Below are 17,904 nucleotides of genomic sequence, written 5' to 3'. Positions count from 1 at the left end.
CGAGCCGTGCAGTATACGGGAAGCGGTTGGTTACCGCAAAGCCCGCTCGCGCAGCTGGTGAATCCGGTCGCGCAGGCGTGCGGCCTCCTCGAATTCCAGGTTTTCGGCGTGTTTGCGCATGTCCGCCTCCAGGCGCTTGATGGCGGCGGCGGCCTGATCCGCGTTCAGGTTGGCGTACTCGGCGCCGTCCTCCGCCACCGCCGCGGCACGCCCGCGGACTGACTTGCCGCGCCCGCGCCCCGCCCCTTCGCTGCGGGCGCCTTCCATGATGTCGGCAATGCGCCGCACCACCGACTTGGGCGTGATGCCGTGCGCCTGGTTCCAGGCTTCCTGTTTCTCGCGGCGGCGGCTGGTTTCGTCCATCGCGGCGCGCATCGAACGGGTGATCTCGTCGGCGTAGAGAATGGCTTTGCCGCGCAGGTTGCGTGCGGCGCGGCCGATGGTCTGGATCAGCGAGCCGGTGGAGCGCAGGAAGCCTTCCTTGTCCGCGTCGAGGATCGCCACGAGCGACACCTCGGGCATGTCCAGACCCTCGCGCAGCAGGTTGATGCCGACCAGCACGTCAAACTCGCCCAGGCGCAGGTCGCGGATGATTTCCACGCGTTCCACGGTCTCGATGTCCGAGTGCAAATAGCGCACCTTCACGTCGTGTTCGCTGAGGTACTCGGTGAGGTTTTCGGCCATGCGCTTGGTAAGCGTGGTGACCAGCACGCGGTCGCCCATGGCAATGCGCTTCTTGGCTTCGCCGAGCAAATCGTCCACCTGCGTGCGCACCGGGCGCACCTCCACTAGCGGATCGACCAGGCCGGTGGGGCGCACCACCAGCTCGACGATCGCATCGCCGGATTTTTCCAGTTCGTACTTGCTAGGGGTGGCGGAGACGAAAATCGTGCGCGGCGCGCGGCGCTCCCATTCCTCAAAGCGTAGCGGCCGGTTGTCCATGGCCGAAGGCAGGCGGAAGCCGAATTCGACCAGGGTTTCCTTGCGCGAACGGTCGCCTTTGTACATCGCGCCCAGCTGCGGCACGGTGACGTGCGATTCGTCCACGACCAGCACCGCGTCAGGCGGCAGGTAGTCGAACAGGGTCGGCGGCGGCTCGCCCGCGGCGCGGCGCGTGAGATGGCGCGAGTAGTTCTCGATGCCCTGGCAAAAGCCGACTTCGGCCATCATTTCCACGTCGAAACGCGTGCGCTGGTCCAGGCGCTGCGCCTCCACCAGGCGATTTTCGCGGTAGAGGTATTCCAGGCGCTCCTTCAGTTCTTCCTTGATCGTATCGATCGCGTTCAACACGCTTTCGCGCGTGCTGGCGTAATGCGTGCGCGGATAGACGGTGTAGCGCGGCACTTTGCGGATCGTTTCGCCGGTAAGCGGATCGAACAGCGAAAGGTTTTCCACCTCGCCGTCGAACAGCTCGATGCGCAACGCCTCGGTTTCCGATTCGGCCGGAAATACGTCGATGATCTCGCCACGCACGCGATAGGTACCGCGGCGCAGTTCCATCTCGTTGCGGGTGTACTGCAACTCGGTGAGCTGGCGGATCAGCGCACGCTGCTCGATGCGTTCGCCGCGCGCCAGGATCAGGCGCAACGAGAGATAGTCTTCCGGGTCGCCCAGTCCGTAGATCGCCGACACCGTCGCCACGATCAGGGCGTCCTTGCGCGATAGCAGCGCCTTGGTCGCGGCCAGCCGCATCTGCTCGATGTGATCGTTGATCGAGGCGTCTTTCTCGATATAGGTGTCCGAGGCGACCACGTAGGCTTCGGGCTGGTAGTAGTCGTAGTAGCTGACGAAGTATTCCACCGCGTTGTGCGGAAAGAATTCCTTGAACTCACCGTAGAGCTGCGCGGCCAGCGTCTTGTTCGGCGCCAGCACGATGGTGGGGCGCTGCACCTGCTCGATCACGTTGGCAATCGTGAAGGTTTTGCCCGAACCGGTGACGCCCAGCAGCGTCTGCGCCGCCAGCCCCGCCTCGAAGCCCTCCACCAGACGCTTGATCGCCTCCGGCTGATCGCCGGACGGTTTGTAGGTGGAAACGAGTTCGAAGCGGTCGCGGTCGGTCATGGGCTTAGTCTGCGGGCACCAGGGTGCATTTTAAACTCCGCATGCTGACACGATTTGTCAGCAGAACCGGACACGCCGAGCGTCCCTGCGCCCGTTTGTCGCCCGGATGCGCGCCTCTAACATCCCTCCGATGAACCCCTACCGCATTCACTTTCCCTTTCGCGCTGCGCGGCGTGGTTTCGGGCTGATCGAGCAGATCATGACGCTGGCCGTGCTGGCGGTGCTGGCCGCGATGGCCATTCCCGCGTTCCACCGCATCATGGAACGGCATGAACTGCGCACGGCCCAGACCGACTACATCGCCGCCCTGCAGCACGCGCGCAACCTGGCGGTCAACGAGCAGCGGCAGATGATCTTCTGCCCCAGTCGCGACGGCCTGCGCTGCAACGGCGACGCCGCCTGGTCAGGCGGCTGGCTCATTGGGCGGCATGACCTGGACAACAAGGGACAACCGCTGGGCACGCCGTTGTATACCGGCGGGCATTATTCGGAAAAGATCCTCATCACGGGCAGCGATGCCAAGAAGTACGTCACCTTCAAGACGGATGGCAATGTCGGCAGCAACAACCAGACGCTGACATTCTGCGTGCGTGACCTGCCGCAGCAGGCATTGAAAGTGGTCATTGCGCTGCGTGGCCGCGTGAGGGGCGAAGTGGCGGCCGCCACCGATGCTTCACCGTGCGCCGTGCCGGACTGAACCTTTCACGCTTAAAGCAGCACCGGCCGATCCGGCAGTTCGTCCGGCCGCGACTTGCCATGGCTGGGAAAGTGCCTGGCCAGCAAGGCATGCGTGTCGGCGATGCCGCGCATCGCGCCGGCGCCCCATTTGCCCGCCGCGAAACTCTCGCGCATGGCGTCGCAGATCGAAGTCCATTCGTTGATGTTGACCCGCCGCGCAATGCCGCGGTCGGCGACGATTTCGATGCGGTGCTCGGCCATCAGCACGTACAGCAGTACGCCGCAATTGTGCTCGGTATCCCACACCCGCAACAGGCTGAACACGTCGCGTGCGCGACTGCGCGAATCGACGCCTTCGAGCACGGCATGCGCCGAGAGGCGCGCCTCGATGGCGAAGCGCACCTCGCCCAGATGCAAGTGCTCGCCCGCGCTGATGGCGTTGGTCATCTCGTCGAGCAGTTCGGAGGGAAAGCGTCGATGCAGTTGAAACCAGCCGTCGAAGAGATTGGCGAACAGGCGCCGGATGCGTGTCATGTCACCAGCTCCCCGAGGCGCCGCCGCCACCGAAACTGCCGCCGCCACCGCTGAATCCACCACCACCGCCGCCGCCGAATCCCCCACCGCCAAAGCCGCCGCCGCCGAAACCGCCGCCACCCCAGCCGCCGAATCCGCCCCAGCCGCCACCGCCGATGGAACGCCCTGCGCCGGTCGGCACCAGCATGGCCACGCCCCCCATCAGGGCTCCCAGGATGCCGATGCCCAGCGAAGCCACCAGCCAGCACAGGCCGCCGATCACGATGGCGCCCAGCGGCGCGCGCACGAAGACGCTGGCACGCCCGAAGATGGCGCGCATGAACACCAGCGCAAAGATCGCCAGGAAGAACAAGCCGTGCAGATCCTGGCCCTGCTGCTTCACTTCGTTGCCGTGCACGGGCGGCGGCAGCGGCTCGCCATCGATCAATTGCGTCAATGCGCCAACCGCATCGTGGATGCCGCCGAAGTAATCGTTACTGCGAAACCTGGGTGCGATGTACTCGCGGACGATGCGCGCGCAGGCCGCATCGGGAATCGCCCCTTCCAGGCCATAGCCTACCTCGATGCGCACCTGCCGGTCATTTTTGGCGATGAACAGCAGCACGCCATCGTCCACGCCGTGGCGCCCAAGCTTGTTCGCTTCGGCCACGCGCAGGGAATAATCGTCGATGTCGTCCGGCTGCGTGGTGGGCACCATCAGCACCACCAGCTGCGCGCCTTTGTTTTTTTCCAGGCCGATCAGTTGCGCATCGAGTTGATCGACCTGCTGCGGCGTCAGCGTGCCGGTGAGGTCGGTGACGTGGCGCGTAAGCGTGGGAACCGCCGGCTCGTCGTCGGCGTGCGGCGCCGACCATGGCGACAGCAGTGCTACCGCCACTACCGCCCAAAGGCGCAGCCAGCGCCGCATCATGTCAATGTGCCGACGCGGCGGGCGCGGGACTGGCCGGCTGCGCAGGCGCCGTGCCGGTGCCGAAATCCACGGTAGGCGCCGTGGCAATGGCCTTCTCGTTCTCCACCGAGAAATTGGGCTTGACCTGGTAGCCGAACATCTTGGCGGTGAGATTGTTGGGGAAGGTGCGTATCAGCGAGTTGTACTGCTGCACGGCCTGAATGTAACGGTTGCGCGCCACGGTAATACGGTTCTCGGTGCCTTCCAGCTGCGCCTGCAGGTTCTGGAACAAACCGTCGGCCTTCAGGTTCGGGTAGTTCTCGCTTACGGCCATCAGGCGCGACAGCGCGCCGGTGAGCTGGCCTTGCGCGGCCTGGAACTTGGCGAGCGACTCGGCATCGCCGGCATTGACCTGGATGCTTCCCACGCGCGAGCGCGCGTCGGCCACGTCGCTGAAGACCTTCTCTTCGTGCGCGGCATAACCCTTTACGGTATTGACCAGATTGGGCACCAGGTCCGCCCGGCGCTGGTACTGGTTGAGCACTTCCGACCACTGGGCTTTGACCGCTTCATCCTGCTGCTGGATGGCGTTGTAACCGCATCCGGAAAGCATCAGCGCCAGCAACAACAGCACGGCGACACGCAAGGCGTTCATGGGACGGCTCCAATCCGGTGGAGGCCTCATTGCATCATTCCCGGCAGGGGCGCGCAATCCTGCGCCTGGCCGACCTTGGTTCAACCCAGGAACCTCGGCCCCAGAATCAGCCCCCAGGACAGCACTACTAGCACCAGCAGCAGGAACACGGCCGCCGAGCCCATGTCCTTGGCCCGGCCGGCCAGTTCGTGGAATTCCGGGCTGACCTTGTCGACCACCGCCTCGATCGCCGAATTGAGCAGCTCCACCGACAGCACCAGGATCACCGGCGAGACCAGGGCGATTTTTTCCAGCGCCCCATGCCCCAGCCACAAGCCGACGGGCAGCAGGATGACCGTGAGCATGGCCTCCAGGCGGAAGGAGGCCTCGTGCCGCCAGCCCGCGCGCAGCCCGCTCATCGACCAGCGAAAGGCGCGCCAGAGCTGGCGCGGATCCCCGCGAAATCCGCTACCGGGCATGGATGACGGGCCTTGCCGGGCGGTGGGATACGGCGATTTTCGGCATGGCGGGCGGTGTTTCCGGCGGCGGCAACAGCACGCAATGATGCCACAAGCCGGCGCCGCGCCCAGGCCGGCGCAGGATTTTTCTTGCCGCATTGCAACTTCAAGCTAATGGCGGATGGGTTACCCTTCGGCGAATGTGCCCGCTCCAAGGGCCGCATAAAACAGGTCGTGCGCGGCCACGTAGTACACGTATTCGGACTCATTCATGGCAATTCAGAACCCGCCCGTTTCTCAAACCCGCTCGTTCTACACGGTCTTCCTGATCGAGATGTGGGAGCGCTTCGGCTTCTACGGCATGCAGGTGTTGATGGTCACCTTCATGATGAAGAAGCTGGGCTTCATCGACACCAAGGCCAACCTGGTCTGGGGCGCGGCCGCCGCGCTGATCTACGCCACCCCGGCCATTGGCGGATGGGTCGGCGACAAGCTGCTGGGCACGCGCCGCACCATGCTGATGGGCGCGGTGATCCTGGCCCTCGGCTACGGCCTGCTGTGGATGCCCTCCGATAGCGCTTACGCTACCTACTTCGCGCTTGGCGTGATCGTGGTCGGCAATGGTTTCTTCAAGCCCAACGCCGGCAACCTCGTGCGAAAAATCTACGAGGGCGACGAAACGCGCATCGACAGCGCGTTCACCATTTACTACATGGCGGTGAATGTCGGCTCGATGATCTCGATGACGGCCACGCCGTGGATCCGCGATTACATCGCCGGCAAGTTCGGCGATTCGATGGGCTGGCACACCGCGTTCGGCGCCTGCTCGGTGGGCCTGGTCGCGGGCCTGATCAATTACTCGTTCATGCGCCGCACGCTGTCGCACATCGGCTCGCCCGCCGACGACCGCCCGGTCGACCTCACGCGCCTTGCACTGGTGCTGCTGGCCGGACTTGGCATGGTGTTCGTGTCGGCCTTCATCCTGCAGAGCGAAACGGTCGCCAAGTGGTGCGTGTATGCCGCGGGCATCGTCATCCTGGGCATCTTCGCGCATTTGATTCGCAGCAGCCGTCCCAGCGAGCGCGCCGGCCTGATCGCCGCGCTGGTGCTGACGGTGCAGACCATCTTCTTCTTCATTTTCTACGCGCAGATGGCCACGTCGCTGAACCTGTTCGCGCAGCGCAACGTGGACCTGTCGTTCGACCTGTTCGGCTGGCACATGCTCACCTGGATTCCCGAGCAGTACCAGAACCTCAATGCGATCTGGATCGTGATCCTCAGCCCCGTGCTGGTGTTCATCTACAACACGCTGGGCCGCGTCGGCAAAGATCCTTCGGTCGCCGCCAAGTTCGCCTGGGGCTTCGCCGCGGTGGCGCTGGGCTTTTTCATGTATGGCGTGGGCGCCAAGTGGGCGGTGAACGGCCAGGTGTCGTCCTGGATCATGGTCTGGGGCTATGGCCTGTACTCGCTGGGCGAACTGCTGGTCAGCGGTCTGGGCCTGGCGATGATCGCCCGCTACGTGCCCGCGCGCATGGGTGGCTTCATGATGGGCGCGTACTACGTGGCGGTGGGCGTCTCCCAATACCTGGGCAGCGTGGTGGCGAACATCGCGCACATTCCGGACAACCTCACCGACCCGCTGCAGTCGCTGGCGATTTACACGCACCTGTTCAACATCCTCGGCTTCGTGGGCATCGGCTGCACGGCCGTCGCGCTGTTGATGCTGCCGCTGATGAACCGGCTGTCGGCCAGCCATTCGGATCCGGCCAACAACCACGACCCTCTGCCGGCCGTGCGCAGCGAGGAATTCAACACGCCCTGATCGCCCTGGGATGATCCATTCCACACGCCCGGCATGACGACCGCAACGCTTGCCGGGTGTGCCACGCGGCTGACGTCCAGTGCCGCGCGTGGGTCGCATCGCTGCCATAAGCGCATAAGCAGTGATAACGCGTGCGTAGCGCAAATCAGAGCAGCGCTGGAGCCTTTCGGCCGGCGATCGGCCGCATAATGCGGCCGATCGCCCTACAAAGCCCGCCCCGCCGACCATGTCCCACCATCCGCTCAAGCAACACATCGGCCCCTTTGCGCTGATGCGCACCCTGGCATGGCTGCGCCTGTGCGCCATCGCGGGGCAAAGCGTCGCGGTCTTGGTGTGCTCGTGGTGGATGCGCATCGACATCCCCACCCTGACGCTGCTGCTGGGCATCGACATGCTGGCCGTGTTCGCGGTCTTCGCGGCCTGGCGCATCCGGCAACCGTGGCCGGTGCGCGAATGGGAGGCGGTGTGCCACATCGGCGCGGACACGCTGGTGCTGGGTTATCTGCTGTATTTCACCGGCGGAGCGAACAACCCCTTCATCACCCTGCTGCTGGTGCCGATCGCACTTTGCGCGGCGGCCTTGTCGGTGCGCTCGATCCTGGCCGTGGCCATGCTGGCAGTAGCGGCCTATCTGGTGCTGCTGAACTGGAAAGTGCCGCTGCCGGCACACGAGTGGACCAACCGCGACCACGGCATCACCCTGCTGGTGGCGGGCATGGCGGTCAACTTCGTCATCACCGCCTTGCTGCTGGGCTTCTTCATCAACCGGCTGGCCCGCGCGGTGCACCTGCAGCAGATGGAAGTGCAGCGCGTGCGCGAACGCGCCCTGCGCGACGAGGGCATCCTGGCCATCGCCACCCAGGCCGCCGGCGCCGCGCATGAACTGAACACACCACTGTCCACCATGCGCACGCTGCTGCCGGAACTGCGCCGCGAACATGCTTCCGATACGCTGCTGGACGAAGATCTGTCGCTGCTGGAAGGCCAGGTCGAGCGCTGCCGCACGATCCTGCGCGAAATGGTCGCCTTCGGCCAGGCGCAGCTGTCGCAGGAACCGGAACGCCTGGCCTTGGCCGATTTCCTGCACGGCTGTGTGGAACGCTTCAAACTGCTGCGCCCGGAGGCCGATTTCGAACTCAAGGTGCAGCCCAACCTTCAGCAGTTCGTGCTGCGCACGCCGCCGGGATTGCGCCACGCCCTGCTCAATCTGCTCAACAACGCCTTGGATGCATCGGCATTGCGCGATTCCAACAGCGTGGTACTGGAGGTGCGCAAGGACGGCGGATCGCTGGAGTGGATCGTGCGCGACAAGGGCCCGGGCTTCGACCCGGCGGCCGCCCCCGTAACAATCGGCCGCAGCGATAAACTGAGCGGCCTGGGCATTGGCCTGGCCCTGGCCGAAGCGACCGCCGAACGACTGGCCGGGGAACTGGCCATCGCAAGTAGCGAAAGTGGCACGGAAATGCGCCTGCGCGTGCCGCTGGTGGCGGTCGCGGCACGCTGAACGAGCGAACCTCGCGCATATCCGGCAAAATAGCGCGGCAGATTCGCAGGAAGTGGCAAATGATTGACCCGAACCAGGCTGGTGGCACGCGTCCGCTGTTGATTGTGGACGACGACGACACCTTTGTACGCGTATTGACCAGGGCCTTGACCTCGCGCGGTTTCGACGTCCTCAGCGCGCGCCGTGCCGACGAAGCCCGCGCCCTGGCCCGGCGCCATCAGCCGCGCCATTGCGTGCTCGACCTGAAGCTGGGCGAAGAGAACGGCCTGCGGCTGATTCCCGACCTGCACGAGCTGGTGCCGGACATGCGCATTCTGCTGCTCACCGGCTATGCCTCCATTGCCACCGCGGTCGAAGCGATCAAGCGCGGCGCCCACGACTACCTGTCCAAGCCGGTGGATGCGGATGCCATCGTCCGTGCGCTGCTCGAAGGCGACGTGGCCCAGCAAAGCGAAGACGATGTACTGGACGCACCGGAGGCACCGCTCGCCTTGCGCAGGCTCGAGTGGGAACACATCCAGCGTGTGCTTACCGAAAGCGACGGCAACATCTCCGAAACGGCACGCCGCTTGGGGATGCACCGGCGCACGCTGCAACGCAAGTTGAGCAAACATCCCGTGCGCGAGCGGCCCGAGCAGACAGACTGAATACCCCCAGCAAAATCATGCCCCGCCCGGATGCGCGATAATTGAAAGTCAGCGGTACGGTTGCATAAAAGCGCTCGAGACCCGGTTCTATTGCACGGACACCGCGTCGAGCGTGATATGCAAGACGGACGACGGCTCGCTCGCACGCAATTGCAGTTTCCTAAATCCACTCACTTGCGCGGTTGCGGGAATGGTAAACACCCAGCGCCGGCAACTGTCGTTGTCGGTGTGGCAACTGGCTATGCGCCTTCCACCGGCCCAAAGGTCCACCTGCCTGGCAGCCGATCTGCTGTTGCTGTTGCGGTGAAGGCTCAGTACGACCTGCAACGCGCCCCCAGAGCCCGCAGGCACGAATAGGCTGGCGGTATCGGAAAGCGTCGTGGCATCCCGCGCCGCATCCAATGCGTTCCAGCCGTCGCCCAATAACAAGCGCCCGGTGCTGTGCGCGGCAAATCCACTCTGGAACGGACGCGCGAACGGGGTCGGGACAGCGTCGCCGCGCCGCAAATCCACGGCACCCGACGGCAGCGGGCCTGTCCATCCCGGGGCCAGGACATTCCATCCGTCAAGCTGAAATAAAGCCGACCGATGCGCGTCCGTCGCGGCACGCGCCACGCTCAGCTCGCGGTCATCAAGAATGTACAACGTGGCCGGGTCGAGCTGATCGGCAAGCAAGGCCGATTGCACCTGGCCGGACAAAGACAACAGCCTTCCGTAATCCATGCGCCCCAACTGCACGACATCCGTGCCCATGTGATGGCTGTTTGCGTAGAACGCCAAGGGTGCCAGGGCGTAGCCGTCCGAATAGCCGAAAGGCACCCTTCTGAGCGTCCTGTAGCGTGCGCCTGCCGCATCCCAGAACGCGCCATGCAAACCCGGCAGGCTCTGGGCGGTGCGATCGACCAGCATGGCGCGCATGCTGAAAAAGCTGGCGTGCAGATCCAGGCATTGCAGCAGAACGGCACCGGACAGCAACAACACCTGTCCGCGCCAGGACAGCGCGCGCAACACCACAAAAATCGCTGCCAGCAACACCAGATAGTAGGCCGCCCAGAACAGGCGCCCCGAGCTCTGCAACGGAATGGAAGAAAGCTTCGCCCAGACTTTTTCGGGCAATGGCATGTGCCACTGCATGGCCCCAACCCCGACATTGGGCGTGACCGCGGCCAAAGCCAAGATAACCACCGCCGCCACCAAGGGCCATGTCATGCGCGTTTGGGCGGGCCGGTCGCGACGCATCAGCCGCAGCACGATGGCCGACACCACCAACAGCATGCCCCCCAAGCCCAGATAGTTGAATCCCTCGTCTTCCCCGGGCGCAAGCGGAAAGTTGAAACCGAACCACGACCAGCCCGCCCCGTTCACCGGCGCAAGCACATTCATCTTGTAGTAGCCGAAACCCTGCGCCTGCAGGCCGTGGCTTGAAATCATGAAGAATCCCGCCAACCACGCCGCAAACGCGCAGACGCTCCCCACCGTTGCGCATTCGAACAGACAACGGCGCCGACGCACGGCGGAACTTGTAACGGCTGCGTCGCGGGCCCGCCCATAACGCTGAACCATATCCGCGATCCAGATGGAGGCGGCTATGGCAAACAAATAGGCATGCACCATGAATGCCACGGCCAGCAAAAGTGACCAGCAAGCCACATGCCGCTGCTTATCCGGTCGCAGGTAAAGATAGATCGACGCAAGCACGATCCAATGCCCCACCAGTGCCATATGGCCGCCCAGGCGAAGCAGCATCGGCGGCGCCAACACAAAAAACACCAGACCCAGGGAACGCACTACGTTGCTGGATGTCGCCAGCCCAAGCAGCCGCCATGCAAACAACGCCTGCAGCACGAAGCAGGCCGCCACCCACAAGCCGAAATACTGAAAAGGCGTCGGCAGCCACGAAGCGAGCAGCTTGAACAGCAAGGCAAGTACGGGAATGGAATCGGTGTAATACACCGAGGCGTGCAAACCAACGCCGTACAAGGGATCCGCGCCGGGAGGCCAAGTCCAGGCGGCATTGCGATAAAACGCCCAACCCAGGTAGCTCTGCGCCAGATCGCCGCGTACCAGCCAAGCCACATGGCCCGGCCAAAGCATCACACCGCCGGTCACCAGCAAACAAGCCACCGCACCGATGGCTACCGGGACCAGCCACGCTCCATACTTTCCAAACAACGCTCGTGTGCCGCGCAACGCACGCTCCATCCTTCCCGTTCAACGCCCATTATGCGCTACGACGCCTAACGACGCAGGGAATGGCGCGGCTAATCCTGTTGAGAGGACGACGCCGGCGCGGGCTGGTGATTGGAAGGGTCCGGCTCGTCGTCGTAGATGGCCACGTGCGGCACGCCGTCGGCACCGATCCAGCCGCGATACATGCCTTGCGTGTTGTACGGCATGGCGATGGTGCCGTTGCTATCCAGCGCGATGGCGCCGCCGTTGCCGCCCATCGAGGGAATTTCCTGGTTGATGACTTCGGCGGCGGCACGTTGCAACGGTTCGCCCAGCATCGATACGCGCATGCAGATCTCGTGCGCGGCCACCGTGCGCATGTAGAACTCGCCCCAACCGGTGCCTGAAACCGCACATTGCGCATTGGCGTAGGTGCCCGCGCCGATGATCGGCGAATCGCCGACACGCCCGGCGTGTTTGTCGGTCATGCCGCCGGTTGAGGTGCCGGCAGCAAGGTGGCCCTGGCTGTCCAGCGCCACGGCGCCGACGGTGCCGAAATGCATGGCGGTTTCACGTTCGGCGTGCGGCTTTTTCTCTGCGTCTTCCTTCAGGGCGCGCTGCAGTTGCTGCCAGCGTTCCTCGGTGCGGAAATAGGAGGGGTCTGCGAGTGCGATGCCCTGCTCCTTGGCAAAGGCCTCCGCACCCTCGCCGACCAGCATGACATGCGACGAATGCTCCATCACGGCGCGCGCCAGCAGGATCGGATTTTTCACCCGCTGCACACCCGCGACAGCGCCCGCGCTCAAACTGTCGCCCTCCATCACGGCAGCGTCCATTTCGTTCTTGCCGTCATGCGTAAATACCGAGCCGCGGCCGGCATTGAAGTTGGGGTCGTCCTCCAGCACGGCGATCGCCCTCGTGACCGCGTCGATGGCCGGCTTGCCCGCCTTCAACTGCGCGTAGCCGTCCTGCAGTGCCTTGGTCAGCGCGGCACGCACCGCTTTTTCCTTGGCCGGATTCATGTCGTGCCTGATCACGCCGGCACCGCCGTGAATGACCAGCACGGGCGATGTGGCGTGGCTCATGCATGCCATGGCGAAACTGGTGAGTGCAACCAACCATCGACGGGCCATCCCATCACTCTCCCCGCGGGTATCGTGATGAGAGGAGTATAGCCAGCCACCGTCGCTGCGCAGGGCGATATTTCAGCCGCCCGCCATCGTCTCGAAGCGAACCTGCTTGCCGTGGACGAGGGCAACCTTGCCATCGATCCGGGCGATCAGTTGCAAGGCGTTCTCGACCGGAATCTGCTTGAAGTCGAAGGTGACAGCCTGCTCGTCCAGCGATTGCGGATTGACCAGCACGTAGCCGCCCCTGGATGCGATGTCCTGCGCCACATCGCGCACCCGGCCATCCTTGACCGATTCGGTAATCGTGCCCCGCTCGGCCGACGCCGATGCGGCGCCGCAACCCAAGGTGGGGGTCATCGAAATAGTCAGCGGTGCGGCGGCCGCATCCGCCCCGCCGATCTTTACGCTCAGCGCCTGTCCCCACGCTCCGCGCAACGTCGGCGTCATGCTGGTGCGATGACCGTTCTCGTCCAAAGAGCCGTCCACATGGATCTGCGCCTGACCCTTGCCGGCGGATTTCACCGTGACCGTCATCTGCAAACTGCCTTGGCCATCCTGGCTGGTCATCAACATCGGTTGCGCGCCGTTGGAACAGAGCGTGAAGTTATTCGCCGGCTTGCCGCCCCGGCTTACCGACATGGCCACCTGATAGCTCACCGGCTTTTGCAACACCGGCGTCACCGCGGCATCCTGCGAGGCAGCGTATGCGAAGCCGGCGGCGGCGATCATGCCGGCGGCGATAAACAACGAGCCGGCAAACTTACGACCACGATGGGGTAGCGGTAGTGTCAACATCGCAATGCGCTCCGTAATGGGATGACGTGGCGACCAACTGCAGCCGATGGGCAATTGCAGCGTCGCGGACTGGGTTTTGAGCATGGCGTTGGCATAGCTGCGCCGCAGATGGCCATGTCGGCCCATGACGGCAGCGTCGCACGCCAGTTCCTGGTCGTGGCGAAAGGCGCCCCATCCCAGCCATGCCAGGGGATGGAACCAGAACAGGGCGAGCACGATCTGCGCGCACAGACTCCACCAGCCGTCGCGACGGCGGGCGTGCATCGATTCGTGCGCAAGGATCAGGGTGCGTTCGGCGACGTCGTAGCGCTGGTCGAAATCCGAAGGCAGCACGATGCATGGACGCCATGCCCCGATCAGCGCGGGTCCGACATCGGCATGGCGGGCACGCAACACCGGCCAGCGCAAGGGCCCATCATCGACCTGCCGCGCGTCGCGCAAGCGTGCGCGATAGCGCAACTGCGCAATGGCCGCGCGAGCCAGCAAAAGTAGCGCACCCACCGCCCAGCCCAGCAGCAGCCATGTGCGTCCGTGGACGCCCGTTCCGTCGCCGGCATCCGCCGGGGTTGCGTTTACCGCGCTCGCCAATGTGTTCACCATCGGCGGCAGCACCATGATGCGCAGCGTCTGCGAATGCGGCAGCTGGCTGGCGAGCATCGCAACGGGCAACAGCAGCCACAGCAGGAAGGCGCGTTCGGCGCCGAATACTCGGCGACAATATTTGCGCAAGGCGCCAACGGCGAGCAGGGCGGCAGTAAAGGCCAGCAGCAGAATCCAGCCGCGCCCGATGACGGCGCCCGCGAACGGGTCAAGATTGCTCATCGTCAAGCTCCTGCAGCAGCTTGCGCAGTTCGGCAATGTCTTTCTTGCTGAGCTTGCGCTGTTCGGAAAAGTGCGCAACCAGCGGCGCGACGCGCCCATCGAAGAGCCGGTCCAGCAACCCCTTGCTTTCCTGCGACACGTACTGCTCGCGCGTGAGCCGGGGCCAATACAGATAACGGCGGCCGTCGCGCTCGGCCTTCACCGCCTTCTTGGTCAGCAACCGGTTGAGCAGGGATTTGACCGTCCCTTCCTGCCAATCCTGCTGGGCACCGACCTGGACGAGGATGTCCTCGGCGCTGCGCGGCGCCTGTCGCCACAACACCTCCATGATCACCGCCTCGGCTTCGCTGATTGCCATGACATCACCGTTTACATATGTAAGCGATGATTATGTTTACGCATGTAAACGAATACCGTCAAGTGCCGCCGCATGCGAATGTTTCATCCGGCGATACCGATTCAGGCGTACGCAGGCCGCCGTGCGGCCTTCGCACGGGGTGCCCGGCCACCAATCCGGTATCCTATTGCGCTCCCCCTCCCCTGCATGAAGGCACTCTCATGGACAAGGTTTATGCAAGCGCGGCCCAGGCTCTGGATAGCCTGCTGTTCGATGACATGACCATCGCGGCGGGCGGTTTCGGCCTGTGCGGCATCCCCGAGAACCTGATCGGCGCCCTGCTCGCCGCGGGGACCAAGGGATTGACCATTGTCGGCAACAACGCCGGCGTGGACGATTTCGGCATGGGGCCGCTGCTCAAGACACGCCAGGTCAAGCGCGTATACGCCTCTTATGTGGGCGAGAACAAGGAATTTGAACGCCAGGTGCTGGCCGGTGAACTGGAGTTGCACCTGGTGCCGCAGGGCACGCTGGCCGAAAAGCTGCGCGCCGGCGGCGCGGGCATTCCCGGTTTCTACACGCGCACCGCGTTCGGCACCAAACTGGCCGAGGGCAAGGAAACCAAGCGCTTCGGCGACAAGGAATACGTACTGGAGGAGGCCATCCACGCCGATGTTTCCATCGTCAAGGCATGGAAGGGCGACCGGCTGGGCAACCTGGTGTTTCGCAAGACCGCGCGCAACTTCAACCCGATGATCGCCACCTGCGGCCGTGTCTGCGTGGCCGAAGTGGAGGAACTGGTCGAGGTCGGCGCGCTGGAACCGGACCAGATTCACGTGCCCGGCATCTACGTCGACCGCATCGTGCAAGGCGTGAAGTACGAAAAGCGCATCGAATTCCGCACCGTCGCCGGGGCCAACACCGGCAAGGAAAGCCCGATCCGCATGGCCATGGCGCGCCGCGCCGCCAAGGAGCTGCGCGACGGCTTCTACGTGAACCTGGGGATCGGCATTCCCACCCTGGTCGCCAACTTCATTCCCGCCGGCATGGACGTCACGCTGCAATCGGAAAACGGCCTGCTCGGCATCGGCCCGTTCCCCGATGACGCGCACGTCGATCCGGACCTGATCAACGCAGGCAAGCAGACCATCACCGCCCTGCCCGGATCGAGCTATTTCTCCAGCGCCGAATCTTTCGCGATGATTCGCGGCGGCCATATCGACCTGTCGATTCTCGGCGGCCTGGAAGTCTCCTGCACCGGCGACCTGGCCAACTGGATGGTGCCGGGCAAGATGGTGAAGGGGCCTGGCGGCGCGATGGATCTGGTCAGCGGCGTCAAGCGCGTGGTCGTACTGATGGAACACACCGCCAAGGACGGTTCGCCCAAGATCAGGAACACCTGCGACCTGCCGCTGACCGGCAAACAGGTGGTGGACTTGATCATCACCGACCTGTGCGTGTTCGAAGTCGCCAAGGGCAAAGGCCTGACGCTGATCGAACTGCACGAAGGCGTCACCGTGGATGAGGTGAAGGCCAAGACCGAATGTCCATTCCAGGTGCATCCGTCGTTGCGCTGAGCGGCGTGCGGCTCCCTTACTGCGTGTAAGGGAGCAAGCACTGTTCGGTCAGTGCGGGCGCGCGATCAGCCCGGAACCGGCAACGGCTGCGGGAAGCGGATCTCCGCAATGTAGCGGGTCCCACCGTGCACCTGCAGCTGCAGCGACCACGCAAAACGTTCGCTGATGCGGCGCGCGATGGCGTACTCGAAACCCTGCTGCTCGGGCTCCGCCGGATCGTGGTCGGCGCCGGCGCTGGCCGTTACATTGACCGCACCGGGCAGCACCGTCACCAGCACGGTGCCCTGCCCCGTGTACTGGCTGGCGTGGCGGATGAGCTGCCAGCACAGCACCGCGAACACCCGCTGCGGTCCGTGCAGCGCGAATCGGGCCGGCTCGTCCAGTTGCAGGTCGATGGAATGGCCATGCAGCATTTCGCGTGCGTCGATCAGCTCGTCGCGCAACACGTCGTTGACCACGAATGTCTGTTCGCCCTGGCCGCCGTCGGCTTCGCGCGCCAGGATCAACAGCGCTTCCACCACTGCCTCCATCTCGCGCGCCGCGCGCCGGATGCGTTGCACGGAACGCTGGCCGAATTCGCTCAAGTTGGCTTCGTCGGCCAGCATGTCGGTGGACATCTTGATCACGGTAAGCGGACTGCGCAGCTCATGGCTGGCATCGCGCGTGAAGTTGCGCTCGCGCTCGTTATACCCGGCGATGCGACGTGCAAAGGCATGGAACCCGCGCGTAAGCGTGGCGACATCGGCATCGGTCCTGCGCGAAAAGCCCGACTGCAACAACGCATCCAAGTCGCCCTGCCGCTCGTCCCAGTTGCCGACCATTTGCGCCAGCGCGCTGATCGGCCGCCACACGCGTTGCACCGCCAGCCACGCCAGCGCGCTGACCACCACAATCAGCAGCAACACGGCCCCCGCCGGGGCCACGTTGTAGTAACCCATCAAATAGGCCAGCAGCACCAGCACCAGTTGCACGCCGAAAATCAGCAACAACCGACGTTGGAAACTGCCGCGCGCCGAGCCGGCACGCTGATTGGGAGTGCCCCGAACCGTCATGGATGCATCAAATGGTCAGGCTATATAGCTTGCCGCGGTCGTCTCCGAATCGAGATCGGCCAGTCGGTACCCCGCCGAGTGAATCGTATGCAACAACGCGTGCTCGAAAGGTTTGTCGATGACCCGGCGCAAGTTGTACAGGTGCGAGCGCAAGGTATCCGAATCGGGCAGCGTATCGCCCCAGATTTCGCGCTCGATGTCGCGCCGGCTGACTACCCGCGGCGACTCGCGCATCAGGATCGCCAGCAATTTGAGGCCGATCGGCGAGACGGTCAGCTCCTGCCCGCTGCGCGTGAGCCGCAAGGTGGCGGTATCGAGCGTCATGTCGCCCACGCTAAGGATCTCGCTCGACACCTGGCGGCGGTCGCGGCGAATCAGCGCGCGCAGGCGCGCCTCCAGCTCGCGCACCTCGAAGGGCTTGACCAGGTAGTCGTCGGCACCGGCCTCCAGGCCGACGAGCTTGTCCTCCAGCGTATCGCGCGCGGTCAACATCAGTACCGGGGTGGACTTCTTCGCCTCGTTGCGCAGCTTGCGGCACACGTCCAGGCCGTCGATGCCCGGAAGCATCAGGTCCAGCACGACCACGTCGTAACTGTTGGACACCGCCAGGTGCAGGCCGCTGACGCCATCCTGAGCAAAATCAATGGAGTAGCCGCGACGCTCCAGATATTCGCCAACCATTTCGGCGATCTGGCGGTTGTCTTCGACCAATAGAATCAGTCCGGCATGATCGTCACGTGAACTCATGGTCACCTCGGTCCGCAGCGTTGTCTTCACATTTGTGAAGGCTACTGA

The 17,904-nt window shown here is 64.2% G+C and carries 16 protein-coding genes; 5 read left to right on the top strand and 11 right to left on the bottom strand.

Features of this window, described 5'->3' with window-relative positions:
* Positions 1–30: 30 nt before the first annotated feature.
* Positions 31–2,061 (bottom strand): excinuclease ABC subunit UvrB, encoded by a 2,031-nt coding sequence (gene uvrB / locus VME63_RS09530; protein WP_325432639.1) that lies wholly within the window; start codon positions 2,059–2,061, stop codon positions 31–33.
* 130 nt (positions 2,062–2,191) lie between these two features.
* Between uvrB and VME63_RS09525 the strand changes: the two genes are divergently transcribed.
* Entirely contained in the window at positions 2,192–2,758 is a 567-nt protein-coding gene (locus tag VME63_RS09525; RefSeq protein ID WP_325432637.1) for a GspH/FimT family pseudopilin, read from the top strand.
* An 11-nt stretch (positions 2,759–2,769) separates the two neighbouring features.
* Here the strand turns inward: VME63_RS09525 and VME63_RS09520 are convergent, their stop codons facing one another.
* The 4 genes from VME63_RS09520 to VME63_RS09505 all read right to left on the bottom strand — a co-directional run bounded on the left by VME63_RS09520 (position 2,770) and on the right by VME63_RS09505 (position 5,275).
* Complete coding sequence (locus VME63_RS09520; RefSeq protein ID WP_325432635.1) at positions 2,770–3,273, bottom strand: TPM domain-containing protein; 504 nt, start codon at positions 3,271–3,273, stop codon at positions 2,770–2,772.
* Between the two features lies 1 nt (position 3,274).
* Complete coding sequence (locus VME63_RS09515) at positions 3,275–4,180, bottom strand: YgcG family protein (protein WP_325432912.1); 906 nt, start codon at positions 4,178–4,180, stop codon at positions 3,275–3,277.
* 4 nt (positions 4,181–4,184) lie between these two features.
* Positions 4,185–4,817 carry a LemA family protein gene (locus tag VME63_RS09510; RefSeq protein WP_325432633.1) on the bottom strand — a complete coding sequence of 211 codons (633 nt, stop codon included), beginning with the start codon at positions 4,815–4,817 and terminating at the stop codon, positions 4,185–4,187.
* An 80-nt stretch (positions 4,818–4,897) separates the two neighbouring features.
* A complete protein-coding gene (locus tag VME63_RS09505) occupies positions 4,898–5,275 on the bottom strand; it encodes a diacylglycerol kinase (RefSeq protein WP_325432631.1) in 378 nt (125 codons plus the stop codon).
* Positions 5,276–5,525: 250 nt separating this feature from the next.
* On the opposite strand from VME63_RS09505, the gene VME63_RS09500 reads away from it, so the two are divergent.
* From VME63_RS09500 to VME63_RS09490, 3 genes are all read left to right on the top strand, one after another.
* Positions 5,526–7,076 (top strand): oligopeptide:H+ symporter, encoded by a 1,551-nt coding sequence (locus VME63_RS09500; RefSeq protein WP_325432629.1) that lies wholly within the window; start codon positions 5,526–5,528, stop codon positions 7,074–7,076.
* 226 nt (positions 7,077–7,302) lie between these two features.
* Complete coding sequence (locus VME63_RS09495) at positions 7,303–8,580, top strand: ATP-binding protein (RefSeq protein WP_325432627.1); 1,278 nt, start codon at positions 7,303–7,305, stop codon at positions 8,578–8,580.
* Positions 8,581–8,639: 59 nt separating this feature from the next.
* Positions 8,640–9,227, top strand: a complete 588-nt coding sequence (locus tag VME63_RS09490) for a response regulator transcription factor (protein WP_325432625.1) — start codon at positions 8,640–8,642, stop codon at positions 9,225–9,227.
* 87 nt (positions 9,228–9,314) lie between these two features.
* Here the strand turns inward: VME63_RS09490 and VME63_RS09485 are convergent, their stop codons facing one another.
* The 4 genes from VME63_RS09485 to VME63_RS09470 all read right to left on the bottom strand — a co-directional run bounded on the left by VME63_RS09485 (position 9,315) and on the right by VME63_RS09470 (position 14,501).
* Positions 9,315–11,417, bottom strand: a complete 2,103-nt coding sequence (locus VME63_RS09485; RefSeq protein WP_325432623.1) for a DUF6311 domain-containing protein — start codon at positions 11,415–11,417, stop codon at positions 9,315–9,317.
* A gap of 71 nt (positions 11,418–11,488) precedes the next feature.
* Complete coding sequence (locus tag VME63_RS09480) at positions 11,489–12,481, bottom strand: isoaspartyl peptidase/L-asparaginase (protein ID WP_325432621.1); 993 nt, start codon at positions 12,479–12,481, stop codon at positions 11,489–11,491.
* A 120-nt stretch (positions 12,482–12,601) separates the two neighbouring features.
* The gene (locus tag VME63_RS09475; RefSeq protein WP_325432619.1) at positions 12,602–14,143 is read right to left on the bottom strand and encodes a M56 family metallopeptidase; all 1,542 of its coding nucleotides are present in this window, start codon (positions 14,141–14,143) and stop codon (positions 12,602–12,604) included.
* Positions 14,130–14,501: a BlaI/MecI/CopY family transcriptional regulator gene (locus VME63_RS09470; RefSeq protein WP_325432617.1), complete on the bottom strand. Its 372-nt coding sequence runs from the start codon at positions 14,499–14,501 to the stop codon at positions 14,130–14,132. The genes VME63_RS09475 and VME63_RS09470 overlap by 14 nt, the downstream gene beginning before the upstream one ends.
* Positions 14,502–14,701: 200 nt before the next feature.
* On the opposite strand from VME63_RS09470, the gene VME63_RS09465 reads away from it, so the two are divergent.
* On the top strand, positions 14,702–16,057 hold the full coding sequence (locus VME63_RS09465) for a 3-oxoacid CoA-transferase subunit B (protein WP_325432615.1): 1,356 nt from the start codon (positions 14,702–14,704) through the stop codon (positions 16,055–16,057).
* A gap of 65 nt (positions 16,058–16,122) precedes the next feature.
* Here the strand turns inward: VME63_RS09465 and VME63_RS09460 are convergent, their stop codons facing one another.
* Positions 16,123–17,109, bottom strand: a complete 987-nt coding sequence (locus VME63_RS09460; protein ID WP_325432614.1) for a HAMP domain-containing sensor histidine kinase — start codon at positions 17,107–17,109, stop codon at positions 16,123–16,125.
* A gap of 15 nt (positions 17,110–17,124) precedes the next feature.
* On the bottom strand, positions 17,125–17,856 hold the full coding sequence (locus VME63_RS09455; protein WP_325432612.1) for a response regulator transcription factor: 732 nt from the start codon (positions 17,854–17,856) through the stop codon (positions 17,125–17,127).
* Between the last annotated feature and the right edge of the window lie 48 nt (positions 17,857–17,904).

The sequence above is a fragment of the Dyella sp. genome, assembly GCF_035503745.1.
GTDB lineage: Bacteria > Pseudomonadota > Gammaproteobacteria > Xanthomonadales > Rhodanobacteraceae > Dyella_B.
Note: the sequence above shows the minus strand (reverse complement) of the source record. Positions and strands in the feature narration are given on the sequence as shown.

Coding starts and splice junctions, on each gene's coding strand:
- VME63_RS09520 (WP_325432635.1), bottom strand. CDS start 3,273: ATGACACGCATCCGGCGCCTGTTCGCCAATCTCTTCGACGGCTGGTTT.
- VME63_RS09525 (WP_325432637.1), top strand. CDS start 2,192: ATGAACCCCTACCGCATTCACTTTCCCTTTCGCGCTGCGCGGCGTGGT.
- VME63_RS09455 (WP_325432612.1), bottom strand. CDS start 17,856: ATGAGTTCACGTGACGATCATGCCGGACTGATTCTATTGGTCGAAGAC.
- VME63_RS09495 (WP_325432627.1), top strand. CDS start 7,303: ATGTCCCACCATCCGCTCAAGCAACACATCGGCCCCTTTGCGCTGATG.
- VME63_RS09515 (WP_325432912.1), bottom strand. CDS start 4,180: ATGCGGCGCTGGCTGCGCCTTTGGGCGGTAGTGGCGGTAGCACTGCTG.
- VME63_RS09465 (WP_325432615.1), top strand. CDS start 14,702: ATGGACAAGGTTTATGCAAGCGCGGCCCAGGCTCTGGATAGCCTGCTG.
- VME63_RS09470 (WP_325432617.1), bottom strand. CDS start 14,501: ATGGCAATCAGCGAAGCCGAGGCGGTGATCATGGAGGTGTTGTGGCGA.
- VME63_RS09505 (WP_325432631.1), bottom strand. CDS start 5,275: ATGCCCGGTAGCGGATTTCGCGGGGATCCGCGCCAGCTCTGGCGCGCC.
- VME63_RS09475 (WP_325432619.1), bottom strand. CDS start 14,143: ATGAGCAATCTTGACCCGTTCGCGGGCGCCGTCATCGGGCGCGGCTGG.
- VME63_RS09510 (WP_325432633.1), bottom strand. CDS start 4,817: ATGAACGCCTTGCGTGTCGCCGTGCTGTTGTTGCTGGCGCTGATGCTT.
- uvrB (WP_325432639.1), bottom strand. CDS start 2,061: ATGACCGACCGCGACCGCTTCGAACTCGTTTCCACCTACAAACCGTCC.
- VME63_RS09490 (WP_325432625.1), top strand. CDS start 8,640: ATGATTGACCCGAACCAGGCTGGTGGCACGCGTCCGCTGTTGATTGTG.
- VME63_RS09500 (WP_325432629.1), top strand. CDS start 5,526: ATGGCAATTCAGAACCCGCCCGTTTCTCAAACCCGCTCGTTCTACACG.
- VME63_RS09480 (WP_325432621.1), bottom strand. CDS start 12,481: ATGAGCCACGCCACATCGCCCGTGCTGGTCATTCACGGCGGTGCCGGC.
- VME63_RS09460 (WP_325432614.1), bottom strand. CDS start 17,109: ATGACGGTTCGGGGCACTCCCAATCAGCGTGCCGGCTCGGCGCGCGGC.